At 70.8% G+C, this 15,218-nt stretch carries 10 protein-coding genes; 1 reads left to right on the forward strand and 9 read right to left on the reverse strand.

Annotated elements, in window-relative coordinates; translation table 11 throughout:
• Window positions 1-3: 3 nt before the first annotated feature.
• The 6 genes from E3328_RS10995 to E3328_RS11020 form a co-directional block, all read right to left on the reverse strand.
• On the reverse strand, window positions 4-3,000 hold the full coding sequence (locus E3328_RS10995; protein ID WP_135364599.1) for a fibronectin type III domain-containing protein: 2,997 nt from the start codon (window positions 2,998-3,000) through the stop codon (window positions 4-6).
• Window positions 2,997-4,436, reverse strand: a complete 1,440-nt coding sequence (locus E3328_RS11000) for a GH12 family glycosyl hydrolase domain-containing protein (protein ID WP_135364600.1) — start codon at window positions 4,434-4,436, stop codon at window positions 2,997-2,999. The genes E3328_RS10995 and E3328_RS11000 overlap by 4 nt, the downstream gene beginning before the upstream one ends.
• 36 nt (window positions 4,437-4,472) lie before the next feature.
• On the reverse strand, window positions 4,473-4,994 hold the full coding sequence (locus E3328_RS11005) for a fibronectin type III domain-containing protein (RefSeq protein ID WP_135364601.1): 522 nt from the start codon (window positions 4,992-4,994) through the stop codon (window positions 4,473-4,475).
• Window positions 4,995-5,075: 81 nt separating this feature from the next.
• A complete protein-coding gene (locus tag E3328_RS11010) occupies window positions 5,076-7,082 on the reverse strand; it encodes a glycoside hydrolase family 5 protein (protein ID WP_135364602.1) in 2,007 nt (668 codons plus the stop codon).
• Window positions 7,083-7,109: 27 nt separating this feature from the next.
• Window positions 7,110-9,008 carry a glycoside hydrolase family 5 protein gene (locus E3328_RS11015; RefSeq protein WP_135364603.1) on the reverse strand — a complete coding sequence of 633 codons (1,899 nt, stop codon included), beginning with the start codon at window positions 9,006-9,008 and terminating at the stop codon, window positions 7,110-7,112.
• Between the two features lie 435 nt (window positions 9,009-9,443).
• Window positions 9,444-10,514 carry a TrmB family transcriptional regulator gene (locus tag E3328_RS11020; RefSeq protein WP_135364604.1) on the reverse strand — a complete coding sequence of 357 codons (1,071 nt, stop codon included), beginning with the start codon at window positions 10,512-10,514 and terminating at the stop codon, window positions 9,444-9,446.
• A gap of 234 nt (window positions 10,515-10,748) precedes the next feature.
• Between E3328_RS11020 and E3328_RS11025 the strand changes: the two genes are divergently transcribed.
• Window positions 10,749-11,339 (forward strand): 50S ribosomal protein L15e, encoded by a 591-nt coding sequence (locus E3328_RS11025; RefSeq protein WP_135364605.1) that lies wholly within the window; start codon window positions 10,749-10,751, stop codon window positions 11,337-11,339.
• Window positions 11,340-11,453: 114 nt separating this feature from the next.
• On the opposite strand, the gene E3328_RS11030 is transcribed toward E3328_RS11025, so the two are convergent.
• The 3 genes from E3328_RS11030 to E3328_RS11035 all read right to left on the reverse strand — a co-directional run bounded on the left by E3328_RS11030 (window position 11,454) and on the right by E3328_RS11035 (window position 15,170).
• Window positions 11,454-12,440: a phytoene/squalene synthase family protein gene (locus E3328_RS11030; RefSeq protein ID WP_135364606.1), complete on the reverse strand. Its 987-nt coding sequence runs from the start codon at window positions 12,438-12,440 to the stop codon at window positions 11,454-11,456.
• A 231-nt stretch (window positions 12,441-12,671) separates the two neighbouring features.
• Window positions 12,672-12,818, reverse strand: coding sequence for a DUF8015 family protein (locus E3328_RS21990; RefSeq protein WP_167837366.1), 147 nt, complete (start codon window positions 12,816-12,818; stop codon window positions 12,672-12,674).
• A gap of 306 nt (window positions 12,819-13,124) precedes the next feature.
• A complete protein-coding gene (locus E3328_RS11035; protein ID WP_135364607.1) occupies window positions 13,125-15,170 on the reverse strand; it encodes a serine hydrolase domain-containing protein in 2,046 nt (681 codons plus the stop codon).
• Between the last annotated feature and the right edge of the window lie 48 nt (window positions 15,171-15,218).

Consider the following 15,218-nt stretch of genomic DNA (forward strand, 5'->3'; position numbering starts at 1 on the left):
CGTCTATTCGAGCCGTATCTCCTCGATCGCGAGCGTGCTGGCACCGCCCTGCCAGAAGTTCAGGCGCAGCGACAGCGACGACGACGTGCGGTCGACGCCGGCCGACGCCAGGTCGACGCGCACCGCGCCCGTGCTCGTGCCGACCGAGTCGTCGGTCACGTCGGCGAGCACGGTCCGCACCCCGCCCATGTCGAAGAGGATCTCGGACTCCTCGCCCCCGTCGGCGCCGCTGACCTCGAACACCAGCGTCGAGTAGTCGCTCACGTCGCGGTTGATCTGCTCCTGGAACCAGCCGCCGTTGTCGTACTCCAGGACCAGCGCGCCGTCCTCGACCTCGCCGGAGCCGTTCTCGAAGGACCCGGCGCCGCACCACTGCCCGAGGTCGTTCCGGTGGGACGACCACGCCGGGTCCCCGTCGTAGTCGTTGACCACCAGCGCGTCGGCGGGTTCGTCGCCCCCGTCGTCGCTCGCGTCGGTCGTGGCCGTGACCGTCGCCGCAGCGGACTCGTTGCCCGCGGCGTCGACCGCGACCACCCCGACCTCGTAGGGGGTGTCGGCCGACAGCCCGTCGACGGTTGCCGACGTGGAGCCCGCCGGAACCGTCTGGTCCTCGCTGCCGTCGACGGTGACGACGTAGTGGTCGACGCCGCTGCCGTCGTCGGTAACCGCGTCCCAGGAGACGGAGACCGACGAGTCCGTCGTCCCGGTCACCGAGAGGTCGGCCGGCGCCGGCGGCGCGGTCGTGTCACCCCCGGGCGCGGTCGTCGCGGACACGCTCGCCGCCGCCGACTCGTTGCCGGCGCCGTCGACCGCCGTGACCGCGACCGTGTAGCTCGTCTCCGCCGACAGCCCGTCGACCGTCGCGGAGGTGGTCCCCGCGGGGACGGTCCGGACCTCGCTGCCGTCGACGGAGACGGCGTAGTGGTCGAGCCCGCTCCCGCCGGAGTCTTCGACGGCGCCCCAGTCGACGGAGATCGAGGAGTCGGTCGTGTCGGTCACCGAGAGGTCCGTCGGGGCGGGCGGCGCGGTCGTGTCGCCGCTCCCCTCGGACTCGCCGAACTCGATCCAGTCGAAGTTCCAGGCGCCCGACTCGGCGGTGACCCGGACGACGTGCTCGCCCTCCGGGAGGTCGAGGTCGCCGACGCGGATCGTCTGCCAGTTCGACCAGCCGCCGGTCTGCCACACGTCCTGGGTCGCCAGCGTCTCGCCGTCGACGGAGACCCGCAGCGCCCCGCCCCCGCCGCTGCCGGCCGCGACGTTGACACGCGTGGTGCGGGTCCCCGCCGACTCGACCTGGACGGTGTACTCCAGCCACTCGCCGGTCGCGATGTAGCCGACGTTGTAGCCGGTGTTCGCCGACGTGCCGATGTCGACGGCGGTGTCGCGGTAGTCGGCGCCGCCCTTGTTCGCGGGCGTGGTGTCGTAGTAGCTGACCCCCTGGCCGCCCTCGTCGAAGTCCTCGGCCTGGACGCGCCCCGGGACGGTGTGGGGGCCGTTGTACGGCGACTGCTGAGCGTCGCGCGCGATCGTCTCGGCGACGACCGTCGCCGGGTCGGACTCGTTGCCGGCGTCGTCCTCGGCGGTGACGGCCGCCTCGTAGGTCGTCGCCGGCTCCAGCCCGGACACCGTCGCCGAGGTGGTGCCGGGGAGCGTCTCGGTCGTCTCGGACCCGTCGACCGAGACCGTGTAGTGGGAGAGGCCGGCCTCGCCCTCGTCGGTGACCGCGTCCCACGAGAGGTCGAAGCCGATCTCCGTGGCGTTCGAGACCGCGAGGTTCGCGGGCGCCGGCGGCGCCGTCGCGTCGTCGACGGTGCTGGCCGGGACGCTGTCGCCCTTCGTCTCCGACAGCCAGCTCTTGATGTACCCTCCCATCTGCTCGTCGCCGTCCTTGAGCGTCCAGGACTCGGCCGCCCCGTCGCCGGGCGACTCGAAGAACGTGGGCGCCCACGAGTCGTCGAAACACCAGGAGATCCAGCCCATGTTGGCGTAGCCCTCCGCCCACTGGCGGAACGGCTCGCCCCAGCCCGAGGTGGTCCCCTGGTCGACGCTCCCGCCGTCGGGGTCCCAGCCGAACTCCGTCACGACGACCGGCACGTCGTTGGCGGGTTCGCCGTAGTACTGGTCGAACTCCGAGGGAGCGCCGTTGTCGGGGTAGATGTGGGCCGCGTAGACCAGGTTGTCGCCCTCGAAGGGGTACTCCGGCGCCATGTGGGTCACCGAAGTCCACCGCGGCGAGCCGATGACGATGGGCGTCTCCGGCGCGTGGTCGCGCACGAGGTCGACCCACGGCTGGGCGGCGTCGCGCCAGGTCTGCCACGCCCCGGCGTCGTCGCCGTACATCGTCGGCTGGGTCGGCTCGTTGAACAGCTCGTAGATGACGTGTTCGTCGTCGGCGAACTCCGGGGCGACCGCGCTCCAGAAGTTCGTCATCACGTCGTCGATGGGGTCGAGCGTGTCGTCGTTCTCCTCGTTGTACGTCTCGGTCGCCGCCTGGGTGTACGGCCGGATGAGGTGGAAGTCCACCAGCGCGTACACGTCCCGGGAGGCCAGGATCTCCACCGAGGGCCGGATGAACTCGTCGATCAGGGTGTCGACCCCGAAGTGGTCGACGTTGTCCTGGGTGAACGGCAGCCGGACGACGTTGGGGTGCCACCCGTCGGCGGTGTCCGTCGCCCGCCGGAGCACCTCCTCGAAGGACTTGGGGTGGTACCGCCGGTAGAACGCCGGGTCGGCCGTGGCGATCCCGCGCAGCTGCACCTCGTTGCCCTCGGGGTCGCGGATCCACTTGCCGTCGGTGTGCAGCCGCGGCGTCGGCACGCCCGCGCTCGCGCGCCCGGACAGCACCGTTCCGCCGGCCGCCGCCGCGCCGATGGCCTTCAGCGCCGTCCGCCGCGTCGCCGTCGCCGCGCCGTCGCGGCGGTGGTCGCCGACACTGGCGGAGTCGTCGCGGCGGTCCTCGCCGCCACCGGCGGGACCGTCGCTCGGCGACTCCCCCGTCACTCCAGACGCACCTCCTCGACCCGCAGCCGGCTACTGCCGCCCTGCCAGAAGTTGAGTCGCAGCGACGGCGACGAGCGGTCGACTCCCGCCGCCGCCATGTCGACGCGGACCTCCCCCGTCGTCGTGCCGACGGCGTCGTCGGTCACGTCGGCGAGCATGGTGCGGACCCCGCCCATGTCGAACAGCACTTCCGACGCCTCGTCCCCGTCGGCGCCGCTGACTTCCAGGACCAGGTCGTCGTAGTCGCTCACGTCGCGGTTGATCTGCTCCTGGAACCAGCCGCCGTTGTCGTACTCCAGGACGAGGGCACCGTCCTCGACCTCGCCGGAGCCGTTCTCGAACGACCCCGCCCCGCACCACTCGCCGAGGTCGTTCTGGTTGCTCGACCACGCCGGGTCGCCGTCGTAGTCGTTGACGACGAGGGCGTCCCCCGAGCCGTCCCCGGGGTCGTCCGCCGGGGTGTCGGTCGGCGTGTCGGGTTCGTCCGTGGGCGTGTCGGTCGGTGTGTCCGTGGGCGTGTCCGTCGGCGTCGGGGTCGGCGAGCCGCCGCCGTTGTCCGCGGACTCGCCGGAGCCGCTGGCGTAGGTCGTCCCGTTGACGGTCACGTCGAACCGTTCGTAGGTGGTCTGGCCGACACAGCCCGCCCAGTACTCGTTGCCGAGTTCGATCCCGGAGAGCCAGAGGTCCTCGCTGACGCCGTGTTCGTCGGTCATGTAGTCGACGATCGGCTTCAGGTCGACCTTCCCGCCGTCGTGGCCGCCCTGGATGCGGAAGATGTAGAAGTCGGCGCTGGTGCCGCCGGAGTTGTAGGTCGTCCAGTGGTCGACCGTGTTGCCGTACCGGTCGGTCCAGACGGCCTCGGCCTCGACGGCGCCGTGGTCGTGCTGGTCGTTCCAGTCCAGCAGCAGCATGATCTCGTACTGGTGGGTCTCGGTCTGCTCGCTGACCGGCTGCTCCATCAGCCACCACTCCTCGGCCCAGTCCCACTCGCCGCCGGACTGGCTGTAGTCGGCCTCGACGTCGATGACGAGTTCGTCGACGTCCCGCCGTCGCACCGGGAACTCGGCGACGCCGGTGTCCGAGCCCCACGGCTTGGTGCCGACGAGCACCTGCGGGTAGTTGATCCCCCCGCCGGTGTCCGAGGCGTCGAAGTCGTAGCCGTAGCTGCCGTCCTCGTTGAGCCAGATACACTGGTCGGCCGCCGAGTTGCCCCACTGGTTGTCCACCAGCGAGAAGCCGTCGGCCACCTCGATGGTGCCGTAGTCGGAGTCGCAGACCTCCTCGACTCTCGCCGCCGCGGCCCGCTCGCCCAGGCCGACGGCGAGGCCGCCGGCGCCGAGCGCGGCCCCGGCCTTGAGGACGCTCCGTCTGGTCGTGTCGGCGGCGTCCGCCGCGCTGTCGTCGCTCGATTCGGTCGTGTGGTCGTCTCGTGTCATGTGTCCGTGTGTGCCGTGCGTGCCGTGCTGTCTCCGTCAGCTGTACTCCCCGTCGGCCGACCTCTCGGTCCGGTCGGCCGGTCCGTCGGCCCGGCGAGCCGTTCCGTCGGCGCGGTCGACCTGGTCGGTCCTCCCGCCGGGAGCGCCCGACCGCGGCGAGCGCGAGTCCGGGCGGCGCGTCACCGGTGCGCCGTCGGCCTCGTCGGCCGCGGGGTCGAGCGGGTCGGTCGTCAGCCGCGCGGTCGCGGGGCGGGACTCGATGCCCGCGCCATCGACGGCCGTGACGCCGACCCGGTGGGTCGTCGCGGGCGCGAGGTTGGCGAGCGCGACGCGCGTCCGCTCGCGGCCGGCCTCGGCCCGCTTGGTCCCGTCGACGTAGACGTTGTAGTGGTCGGTCCGGGCCGGCGCCGTCGACGACCACGAGAGCGCGGCCGTGACGGCGGTGGTCCCGTCGACGGACAGCCCGGTGGGCGCGGCCCGCGCGACCGGCGCAGTACCCCCGGTACCGCGGTCGCGCGGACCCCCCTCGTCCCCGTCGGCGTGCTCGTTCCGTGTCATGGCTGGACCGCGTGTCGGGCGCCCGGCGGTCGCCCCCCGGCGTCCGGACCGACCCGGCCGCCGACGACCGCCGTCGGCGGGTTACTCCAGGTGGATGCCGCTGATCGCGAGCGTGCTACTGCCGCCCTGCCAGAAGTTCAGCCGCACCGAGGGCGACGAGCGGTCGACGCCCGCCGACTCCAGGTCGACGCGGACTTCCCCCGTGCTCGTGCCGACCGAGTCGTCGGTCACGTCGGCGAGCATGGTGCGGACGCCGCCCATGTCGAAGAGGATCTCGGACTCCTCGCCCCCGTCCGCGCCGCGGACGGTGAACACGAGCGTCGAGTAGTCCGAGACGTCGCGGTTGATCTGCTCCTGGAACCAGCCGCCGTTGTCGTACTCCAGGGTGAGCTCGCCGCCGGACTCCTCGCCGGAGCCGTTCTCGAAGGACCCGGCCCCGCACCACTCGCCCAGGTCGTTCCGGTGGCTCGACCAGCCCGGGTCCCCGTCGTAGTTGTCGACGACCAGCCCCTCGCTGGGCGTCTCGGGGGCGTCCGTCGGCGTCGGGGTGTCCGTCGGGGTGTTCGGCTCGTCGGTCGGCGTCGGGCTGTCCGTCGGCGTCGGCGTGCTGGGCTGGGTCGTGGTGGTGGTCGTGGTCGTCGCGGTGTCCTCCTCGTCGGGGTTCGGGAGGTCGTCGTTGCGGTGCTGTTCGAGGTAGTCCTGCCACCACTGGCCGGGGCGGGCCTGGTAGTCCCAGATCTCCCAGGTGCCGTCCTGGCTGGAGTCGTGCTGGAAGAAGGCGGGCTCCCAGGTGTGGTCGAAGTTCCAGCAGATCGGGTGGACCGGGTACTCGTCGATGAACGTCTCGAACTCGTCGGCGTACTCGTCGGCCGTGCCCTCGAGGAAGCTGAAGTTGTCCTTGCCGCCGCCCTCGGCCCAGCCGAACTCGCTGAAGAAGACCGGGACCTCCTCGGCGGGCGTCCCGTAGTAGTCCGACAGCGGCCGGAGGCTGTCGTGGGTGTAGACGTGCCCCGTGTAGCAGATGTCCTCGCCCTGGAACTCGTTTTGCGGCGCCCAGTAGGTGTACTGGCTCCACCGGGGCGACCCGATGGTCAGGAGGTTGTCGGCGTGCTCGCGGACCGTGTCGATCCACGGCTGGGCCCGCTCGACCCACATGTCCCAGTACTGCTTGGACACGTCGGCCATCACGTCGGTATCCTGGCCGGCGTCCTCGCCGGCGTGGGGCACCCGGTCGGGCGCCCCCCAGTCGCCGGCGTAGGGGCCGGTCGGCTCGTTGTACACGTCGTAGATGACGTGCGAGCGGTCGCTGTAGCGGGGCGCGACGAAGTTCCAGAACATGTGCAGCTCCTCGTCGAGCTCGGCGGCGTACTCCTCGGTGTAGCCGTCGAGCTCGGAAGCCTGGTCCTCGGAGTGCCAGAGGACGCCCCGCTCGCCGCAGAATCCCAGGTCGTTCGGGAACGTCTCCGCCCCGCACTGGTACTCGCCGATGTCCGCCTCGTTCTGGGGCTGGTGGAAGATCGGGAAGTGGCGGTGGTAGTCGATCATCACGTACAGCCCCTGCTCCTCGGCGGCGTCGACCAGCGGGTCGACGTACGTCGAGAAGTACGTCTCCATGTCGCTCTCGTCGATCTGGCCGGGCAGCAGCGGCCCCCAGTCGTCGTCGTGGACCATCTGGAGGTCGTTCGCGGCGCTGGAGATGTCCTGGGGCTGGGTCGGGATCCGGATGATCCGGCTGTACCAGCCGCCCTCGTCGGCGTCGTCGGTGCTGGTCGCCTTCTCGAACACCCCCATGGTGTCCTTGCCGCGCCAGCTGCGGGCCAGCCGCGCCGGGTCGGCGATGTTGACCCCGCGGAGGATGACCTCGTTGCCGCTGGGGTCTTTGAGCTTGTTGCCGTCGCGGTGCAGCTGCGGCGTGTCGATCCCGACCGCCGCGACCGAGCCCATCAGGGCGTCGGCGAAGCCGGCGGTGACCGCGGCCGCCCCCGTCGCCTTCAGGACGCTCCGCCGCGAGAACCGTCCCGCCGAGTCGGAGGTCGATACGTCGTCGTTCGATGCCTGTGCGCCGTCGTGTGTGCCGTTGTCGCTCATTGGTAGGGTGTGGGTTCGTCTGTCGGGCTATTCGAGTCGGATCTCGGAGAGTTCGAGCGTGCTGGCTCCCCCCTGCCAGAAGTTCAGCCGCACCGAGAGGCTGGACGACGAGCGGTCGACGCCCGCCGACTCCAGGTCGACGCGGACTTCCCCCGTACTCGTGCCGACCGAGTCGTCGGTGACGTTACCGAGCACGGTGCGGACGCCGCCCATGTCGAAGAGGATCTCGGACTCCTCGCCCCCGTCGGCGCCGCTGACCTCGAAGACCAGCGTCGAGTAGCCCTCGACGGACTGGTTGATCTGCTCCTGGAACCAGCCGCCGTTGTCGTACTCCAGAACGAGCGTGCCGTCCTCGACCTCGCCGGAGCCGTTCTCGAAGGACCCGGCCCCGCACCACTGCCCGAGGTCGTTCCGGTGGGACGACCACGCCGGGTCCCCGTCGTAGTCGTTGACCACCAGCGCGTCGGCCGCCGGCGTGTCCGTCGGCGTGTTGGGCTCGTCCGTCGGCGTCTCCGGTTCGTCCGTGGGAGTGTCGGGTTCGTCGGTCGGCGTCTCCGGTTCGTCGGTCGGCGTGTTCGGTTCGTCGGTGGGCTCGTCCGTCGGCGGCTGCACCGTCCCCTCGCCGGGGATGCCGTCGTTGCGGTACTGTTCGAGCCAGCTCTTGATGTCGTCGCCCATGCCGCCGCTGCCGGTGGTCAGCGTCCACTCGCAGGGCAGGTCCGAGCAGGCCTCCGGGACCGTGCCGTTGTACGGGTCGCCGACGGAGTCGTTGGCGTTGTCGGCGAACGGCCGACTGAACATGACCGGGCGCCAGACGGGGTCCGCGCACCACGCCGTCCAGTGGATGGCGGGGCTCTTCTCCAGGAAGTCGTGGAAGGCGTCGCCGAACTCGTCGGTCCCCCCGATGTACTGGCCGGCGTTCTCCTCCCAGCCGAACTCGGTGACGAACAGCGGCGCCTGTTCGTAGACGCCCTCGACGCCCTCGCCGTTGATCGAGGCGTCCTCCCAGTTCTGCTGCCTGCTGGAGTTGTGTCCCGGGTAGATGTGGAAGGTGTAGGCGATGTCCTCGCCGTCGAACTCCTCGACGAGGGCGCCCTCCGGGCTCTGGCTCCAGGAGGGCGACCCCATCAGGATGAGGTTGTCCGCGTGGCTGCGGATCGTGTCGACCCACGGCTGGGCCATCTCCAGCCAGAGCTGCCAGATGTCGGCGACCCACTGGGTGTCCGTCGGGTCCTCCCACATCCCGGGCTCGGTCGGCTCGTTGTACACCTCGTAGAGGACGTGGCTGTCCTCGGCGTACCGCGGCGCGACCGTGTCCCAGAACATGTCGACCTCGTCCTGGAGTTCGGTGTTGACGGGGCCGTCCTGGCCCTCCGCCCACTGCACGTCGCGGTGGCGGTGGTAGTCGATGATGCAGTAGACGCCCCGCTCGGCGCAGCGCTGGACGACCTCGTCGAGGTGGTTCGTCAGGTAGCTCTCAAGCTGGCTCTCGTCGAACGCCGGGACCGGCGGGCCCGACCCGGGCTCGTACTCGCCGATGTCGACCGGCTGGACCGGGACGCGGATCATCCGCGGGTACCAGCCGTTGCTCGCGTCGGTGAGGGTGTCGATCACCTGGACGGCGTCCTTCCCGCGGGCCTGCGAGGTGACGTTGATCCGCTTGGGGTCGGCGATGTTGACCCCCCGCAGCGTCACGACGTTGCCGTCGGGGTCTTTGATCAGGTTGCCGTCGCGGTGCAGCCGGGGCGTCGGGATCCCGGCCGACGCCGACCCGACGGCGCCCGCGCCGACGCCGAGCGCGACCGCACCGGCCGCAGCGGTCCCCTTCAGGAACGTGCGGCGGGACGGTCCCCCCTCGTCCGCGCTCGATCCGTTGGAATGCGATGCCTCTCGTCCCCCGTCAGGAGGTTGCTGTTCGTTTGTCATCTCGACCTCCGATACACACCGAGTGGTGTGTGAACCGTACATCGAACGACCGGTATAAAACGTTTTTCTAGCCCGAGATATAATGAATTACTTGGTTTGTGAATAACAGTTTTCAGGCCTCGAAACACCAAAATACGGCAATTAGGGAGTTTCGATCCACTATGAAAATTTTGTGGTAGGTCATAGTATATATGTTGATAAGTAACGAGAATGATTAGATCGGTCGGCGGAGAGTTCGGCGTCGAAACCCGGGAGTGCCGGACGTTCTTTCCACTCGGCTATCGTTTATACAGCAGTTAATACAAATATTTTACACCCGACCACTATATTACGGGTTGACACTATTCCCGTCGGCGACCGGGTTCAGGAAAGGGGACCCCGCGACGGTCGGGCGGGTGAGTCACGCGGTGGGCGGGCGAGCCCGGCGGCGGTCGGTCAGGCGAGCCACTCGATCCCGTCGACGGTGACGCGTTTGACCTCCAGGTCTTCGTCGAGCGCGCCCCAGCCGCCGACGGTACACCGGCCGTCCGGGGTCCAGAGGACGACCGTGGCCCGCCCGGAGAGGTCGGTCAGCGTGGGGCGTTGTCCGGTCCGCGCGGAGGTCGCGGAGTACCGGATGTCGGTGAGGACGCCCGAGACCTCGCGGTCGCGGCCGGAGTCGGGGTCGCGGCCGCTGACGGTCACCGAGACGATAGCGTCGTCCCACCACAGCGGGTGGACGTCCCGGATGAACTCCTCCAGGCAGACGTACACCGGCGGCCCCTCGCGGGACCGCGAGACCGTCTCCCAGTTCGCCCACAGGCAGGTCTGGAAGTACCACCGGAGGATGAAGGGGATGATGTCGTCGTTGATGACGACGCCGTACGGGTCGGGCATCCGCGTCGTCGGCGCGAGACACGCCTCCGTCCGGTCGACGAGCGCGCAGAAGGGGCCGGGGAGGGGGCGCTCGCGGATCTCCGACACCACGTCGCTGACCGGGTGGTCCGCGATCCCCACCTCCCCCGACGGCGCGACCGACGCGCGCACCACCACGTCCGCCTCGAAGGCCTCGGTCAGGGCGCTCTCGTAGGCGACCAGCTGCTCGTCGGTCACCGCCAGGTCGACCGTCGAGTCGGCCTCGCGGATCAGCCCCTCGGCGTGGTCGACGACCGTGTCGACCCGCTTGGTCACGTTCATCTTGTTGTCGCCCAGCGGCGACGCCTCCCAGCGGTCCTCGATCTCCTCGGCGACCGCCGAGAGCCGGTCGCTCTTGTCGTGGAGGTCCCGGACGAACTCGGCCGGCTCGCGCGCGCGAGCGTGCAGCGTCTCCCGGTCGAGCGTCTCCACGTACCCCATCTGCTCCAGCTCCGTCAGCACGTCGTAGATGCGCGGCACCGGGACCGAGCAGTTCCGCGCCACGTCCACGGCCGGCGACACACCCATGTCCAGCAGCGTCAGGTACGCGTCGGCCTGGTAGGAGGTCAGCCCCGCGTCCTCCAGTCCCCCCAGGATCTCGTCCCGTTCCATCGTGTTTAACCGGATATAATACACCAGTACAATAATATTCGCATGACACTAGTCGGCTCAGTGACAGCCGAGCGGGCCCCACCGCGGCGAGTTCGGATCCCTTAAGGGCGCGAGCGGGAAACTGGCGGGTAACTCGCTGGGCGGTCGGGCACCAGCGGGCGCCTGCCTGTGCAGGTCGGGATGTGATCGCCGGCGACGGCGGTTGAACCACGCAACGCCCGGCGGTGAACACCCATGGCAAAGAGCTTCTACACCTACATCCGGGACGCCTGGAAGGACCCGGACGACGGCAAGCTGGCGGAGTTGCAGTGGCAGCGAAAGCAGGAGTGGCGCGAGGAGGGCGCGCTCGAACGCATCGAGCGCCCCACCCGCCTCGACCGCGCGCGCTCGCTCGGCTACAAGGCCAAGCAGGGCGTCGTGGTCGTCCGCGCGTCGATCCGCAAGGGCGGCGCCCGCAAGCAGCGCTTCACGGCCGGCCGACGGTCGAAGCGCCAGGGCGTCACGCGGATCACCCGCCGCAAGAACCTCCAGCGCGTCGCCGAGGAGCGCACCACCCGCGTCTACCCGAACCTCCGCGTGCTCAACTCCTACCCCGTCGGGCAGGACGGCAGCCAGAAGTGGTTCGAGGTGATCCTCGTCGACCCCGAACACCCCGCGATCGAGAACGACGACGACCTCTCGTGGATCTGCGAGGACCAGCACACCGACCGCGCGCTGCGCGGGCTGACCAGCGCCGGCCGCCGCAACCGCGGGCTGAACAACCGCGGCAAGGGCACCGAGCGCACGCGGCCGAGCCTCTCCAGCAACGAGAACCGCGGCCGGTAACCCCGGCGACCGCAGCGACGGTTTTTCGCGTCTCCGACCGGACAGCGGTTGCTTCGGGGACGGGAGTACGGGACGCCGAGAGCGGAAGACGAGGACAGCGAGCGACGGGAGACCCTACGCGACGTGGCCCGTGACGCCGTCGGTCTCGACGCCGTCGCCCTCGCCGCCGGGCGAGACGGCGCTGACGGCGTAGAAGGTCGCCTCGGGGTCGCGGTGGCGCCGCCAGTGGACCCACGTCCGGACGAGCAGGTAGCCCCGGCGCAGCCGGCCGAGTTCCGGCGTCTCGGTGAGCACGTCGTAGTCGCGGTTCCGGATCAGCCGGTGGTGTTCCGCGTAGAACACCGCCGCGAGCAGGACGCCGAACTGGCAGTCCTCCGGGAGCAGCCGGATCCCGGCGACCCCCTCGCGGTACAGCCGCTCGGTCCGCTGGAGCTCGTGGCGCATCGCCGCGACGAACCCGTCGGTGACGTTCGCCTCGGCCAGGTCGGCCTCCTCGACGCCGAACCGCTCCAGCGTCTCCTGGGGCACGTACACCCGGCCGTAGTCGCGGATGTCCTCGCGCACGTCCCGCAGGAAGTTCGTCAGCTGGAACGCCTCGGCCAGCGCCTCGGCGTGGGGCCGGGCCTGCTCGCGGTCCTCGGCCGAGACCTCCATGGCGTCCATCATCATGTTGGCGACGGCGACCGACGAGCCGCGCATGTACGCCCCCAGGTCCTCGAAGGCCGGGTACCGGGCCGTCTCGATGTCCTGGACCATCGCGTCGACGAACACCTCGACCTCCCGGTCGTCGATCCCCTTGCGGTCGGCGAGCGACCGGAACGCGTCGAGGACCGCCCGCTCGTCGTCGGTCAGGGCGGCCCCGTCCTCGGGGTCGAGGTCGCCGAGCGCGGCCGCCCGCATGGCTTCGAGCCGGCGGCGCTGGGTCTCGGGGTCGGGGTCGTCCGTCCGGTCCACTACCTCGTCGGCGATCCGGAAGAAGGCGTAGAGGACGTACGTCGCCTCCCGCACCCGCTCGGGCAGGAGCTTCGTGGCGACGTAGAACGTCCGCCCCGTCCGCCTGTGGATCCCCTTGCTCGTGTCGACTTGGTCGCTCGCTGGCATTGTTTGGTGGGTGGTCGCCGGTCGTGGAGCGCCCGCCGAGCCGCGGGGACCGCCTGGGGCCACACCGCCGGCCGACCGTTCGTACCTATATGTTCGAGAGAGATTAAATAAGCGACCACCCAAACTGGTTGGGGGTCGACTTCACGTCCGGCGAACCGCCGGTGGCCGGCCCGGCGGCGACGGCCACGGGGCGGCCGGTCGAGAACCGCGCCCGCGGGTCGCCCGCGCCGGTCAGCGGCCGCCCTCCGGCGGGTTGACGAACAGCCCGTCCGCGACGGCGAGCGCGCCGACCACGGACGCCCCCGCCACGAACACCCGCGGGGGCAGCGACGACACGGTCGACCCCACGAGCGCCAGCAGGAACGCCGCGGGTATCACCAGTAGCAGGAGGTCGTACCGGGAGAGCCGGCGGCCTGCTGTGCGGTGCTCCCCTGTGCGTCGAGTCCTGTCGCTGGTGGCCATCGGTTCGTCACCTCTCAGTTACACGTACGTACGGATCCCACTAAACTGTTATGCCAGATCATGTCTCCGAACACACGCCGAACAGTCTCCGAACCGCCGCGAAATATTCTCGTATTATTTCCGTAGCTATCGGCAGCCCGGAGACGGCCGTTGCTATCCGGTACGCGTCGCTGAGAAGTTTTCAGGAGATCTGAGAATTCGGGCCTTCGAGCCGGGGCGCCGTCACAGCGGCGGGACCAGCAGGTTCCAGTACCACAGCAGCCAGCAGGTGACCGCCAGCGACGCGGCGACCAGCGCGTAGTGGACCCGGCCGAGCCGGCCCCAGTAGCCGCCGGACCACGAGCGGACGGCGAACGCGACCGTCGCCAGCGCCCCGACCAGTCCCAGTAGTGGCAGGGCGAACAGGGCCGCGAACGTCAGCGGGGGCGCGGACAGGACGGCGTACGGCGCGGCGGCGAGGTGGACGAGCGCCGCCACCAGGAAGGCGAGTATCGCGACGGCGGCCCCGACGGCCACCGCACGCGCGAGCGTCGCCGGTCGGTCGGGCCACCGTCGCGGGTCGGCGGCCACGTCGGCGTCGTCCCCGGAGCGGTACCACCCGACGACGGTCCCCGCCGGCCACCCGAACACCGCCGAGAGCAGGCCGACCAGCGACAGGACGGTCAGGGCGGCGTGCAGGGAGAGCCGGTCGACCCCGTCCACGCGACCGTACGCAGTCGTCGGGTTCGCGCCGCGGTGGAGGTACTCGATGTCGTCGCCGCGGCCGGTGTCGAACGCCAGCCGTTCGCGCCCGTCGACCCGTTCGAAGACGAGGGGTTCGATCTCCACCCACCGGTTGGTCGTGCTCCCGCCGGTCGTGACCAGCGTCCCGTCGTCGGCGACGCTCACCTCGACGGTGCCGGCCTGGAGCGTCGTCGTGACCCGGTCGTGCCAGGTCCACGACCGCCGCAGCGACCGGTAGGTGCCGCCGAGGTCGTCGGCCCGCGCCGGCCGGCCGTCGGGCGAGAGCGTCCCGCCCTCACCCGAGTCCGAGCCGGTGCCGGGGTCCGAGTCGGACTCCGGGTCGGGCAGCAGCTCCGATCGGAACCCCTCCAGCACCTCTCCCGCGGCCGCGCCGCCGTCGGCGCCGTTGTACGCGACGAACAGCCCGAGGCCGCGCTCGGGGACCAGCAGGAGGTCGCTGTAGAACGTCGGCGTCCCGCCGCTGTGTCGGAGCGTCCGCACGTCGCCGTAGTCGCTCTCGACGAACCCGAAGGCCATCCCCGGGAGCCGCTCGTGGGCGGTCGCCCACTGGCGCTGGCAGGCCGCGACGGTCTCGGGCGCGAGCACCTGCTCGCCGTCGACGACGCCCCCGTTCAGGTGCAGCTGCATGAACCGCGCCATGTCGTCGGCGGTCGTCGACAGCGCGCCCGCCGGGGGGAGGCCGAGGTACGGGAACTCCCCGCCGGCGTAGGCGGCGCCGGGCCCGTACCCCGTCGCGTGAGCGTCGGCCAGCGACTCGGGTAGCGGCTGGCGGAAGCTACTCGACTCCATCCCCGCGGGGTCGAGCAGGTCCGCAGCGACGGCCTCGTGGAACGGCGCGTCCGCGACGGCCCCGAGGACGCCCCCGGCGACGGCGTACCCGTAGTTCGAGTAGGCCGGCGCCTCGCCGGGTGGCCGGACTCGCGCGTGGCGCCACCTCCGGAGCGCCGCCGGGAGCGGCCGCAGGTCGTCGGCGTCGGTGATCCACAGCCCCTCGTTGGACATCTCGTAGCCCGCGCGGTGGGTGACGAGGTCCGCGAGCGTGGCCGAGCCGACCGCGTCGTCGAGACTCGCGTCGAGGTACTCCGAGACCGGCGCCTCGGGGTCGATCTCCCCCTGCTGGACCCGGGCCATCAGCGCCGTCGCGACGACGGGTTTCGAGACCGAGCCGACGCGGAACGGGGTGGTCGCGTCGACTGGCCGTTCCTCGCCCCGGTCGGCGACGCCGTAGCCCTTCGCGAGCGCCACCTCTCCGTCGGCGACGACGGCGACGGTCGCGCCCGTGGCCGTCCGCCCCTCCAGGCTCGACTCGACGAGGTCGTCGACCAGCGATTCGACGTCGGTGTCCCCGCCGGCGTCCTGCAGGGCGGACCGGCGGTCAGTTCCGGGCGGATCGGTGTCGGGCGGGAGGGGGTCGGCCGTGTCGGTATCGTGCGGGGAACCCTCTGCGGACGCGACCGCCGCAGACCCCGCCGCGGCGGCCGCGGCCCCGGCGAGGAACCCCCGGCGGGTGGGCGACTCCGTCATCGCGACGACGGTTCCGTCGGTCGGGGGAAATAGGTTTGGCGCAGGAAA

It is taken from the genome of Halosimplex halophilum (assembly GCF_004698125.1).
GTDB classification, from domain to species: Archaea; Halobacteriota; Halobacteria; order Halobacteriales; family Haloarculaceae; genus Halosimplex; species Halosimplex halophilum.

Excerpts from the sequence above, each read along its gene's own strand:
- E3328_RS11000 (WP_135364600.1), bottom strand. The coding sequence starts at position 4,436 with ATGACACGAGACGACCACACGACCGAATCGAGCGACGACAGCGCGGCG.
- E3328_RS11005 (WP_135364601.1), bottom strand. The coding sequence starts at position 4,994 with ATGACACGGAACGAGCACGCCGACGGGGACGAGGGGGGTCCGCGCGAC.
- E3328_RS11010 (WP_135364602.1), bottom strand. The coding sequence starts at position 7,082 with ATGAGCGACAACGGCACACACGACGGCGCACAGGCATCGAACGACGAC.
- E3328_RS11015 (WP_135364603.1), bottom strand. The coding sequence starts at position 9,008 with ATGACAAACGAACAGCAACCTCCTGACGGGGGACGAGAGGCATCGCAT.
- E3328_RS11020 (WP_135364604.1), bottom strand. The coding sequence starts at position 10,514 with ATGGAACGGGACGAGATCCTGGGGGGACTGGAGGACGCGGGGCTGACC.
- E3328_RS11025 (WP_135364605.1), top strand. The coding sequence starts at position 10,749 with ATGGCAAAGAGCTTCTACACCTACATCCGGGACGCCTGGAAGGACCCG.
- E3328_RS11030 (WP_135364606.1), bottom strand. The coding sequence starts at position 12,440 with ATGCCAGCGAGCGACCAAGTCGACACGAGCAAGGGGATCCACAGGCGG.
- E3328_RS11035 (WP_135364607.1), bottom strand. The coding sequence starts at position 15,170 with ATGACGGAGTCGCCCACCCGCCGGGGGTTCCTCGCCGGGGCCGCGGCC.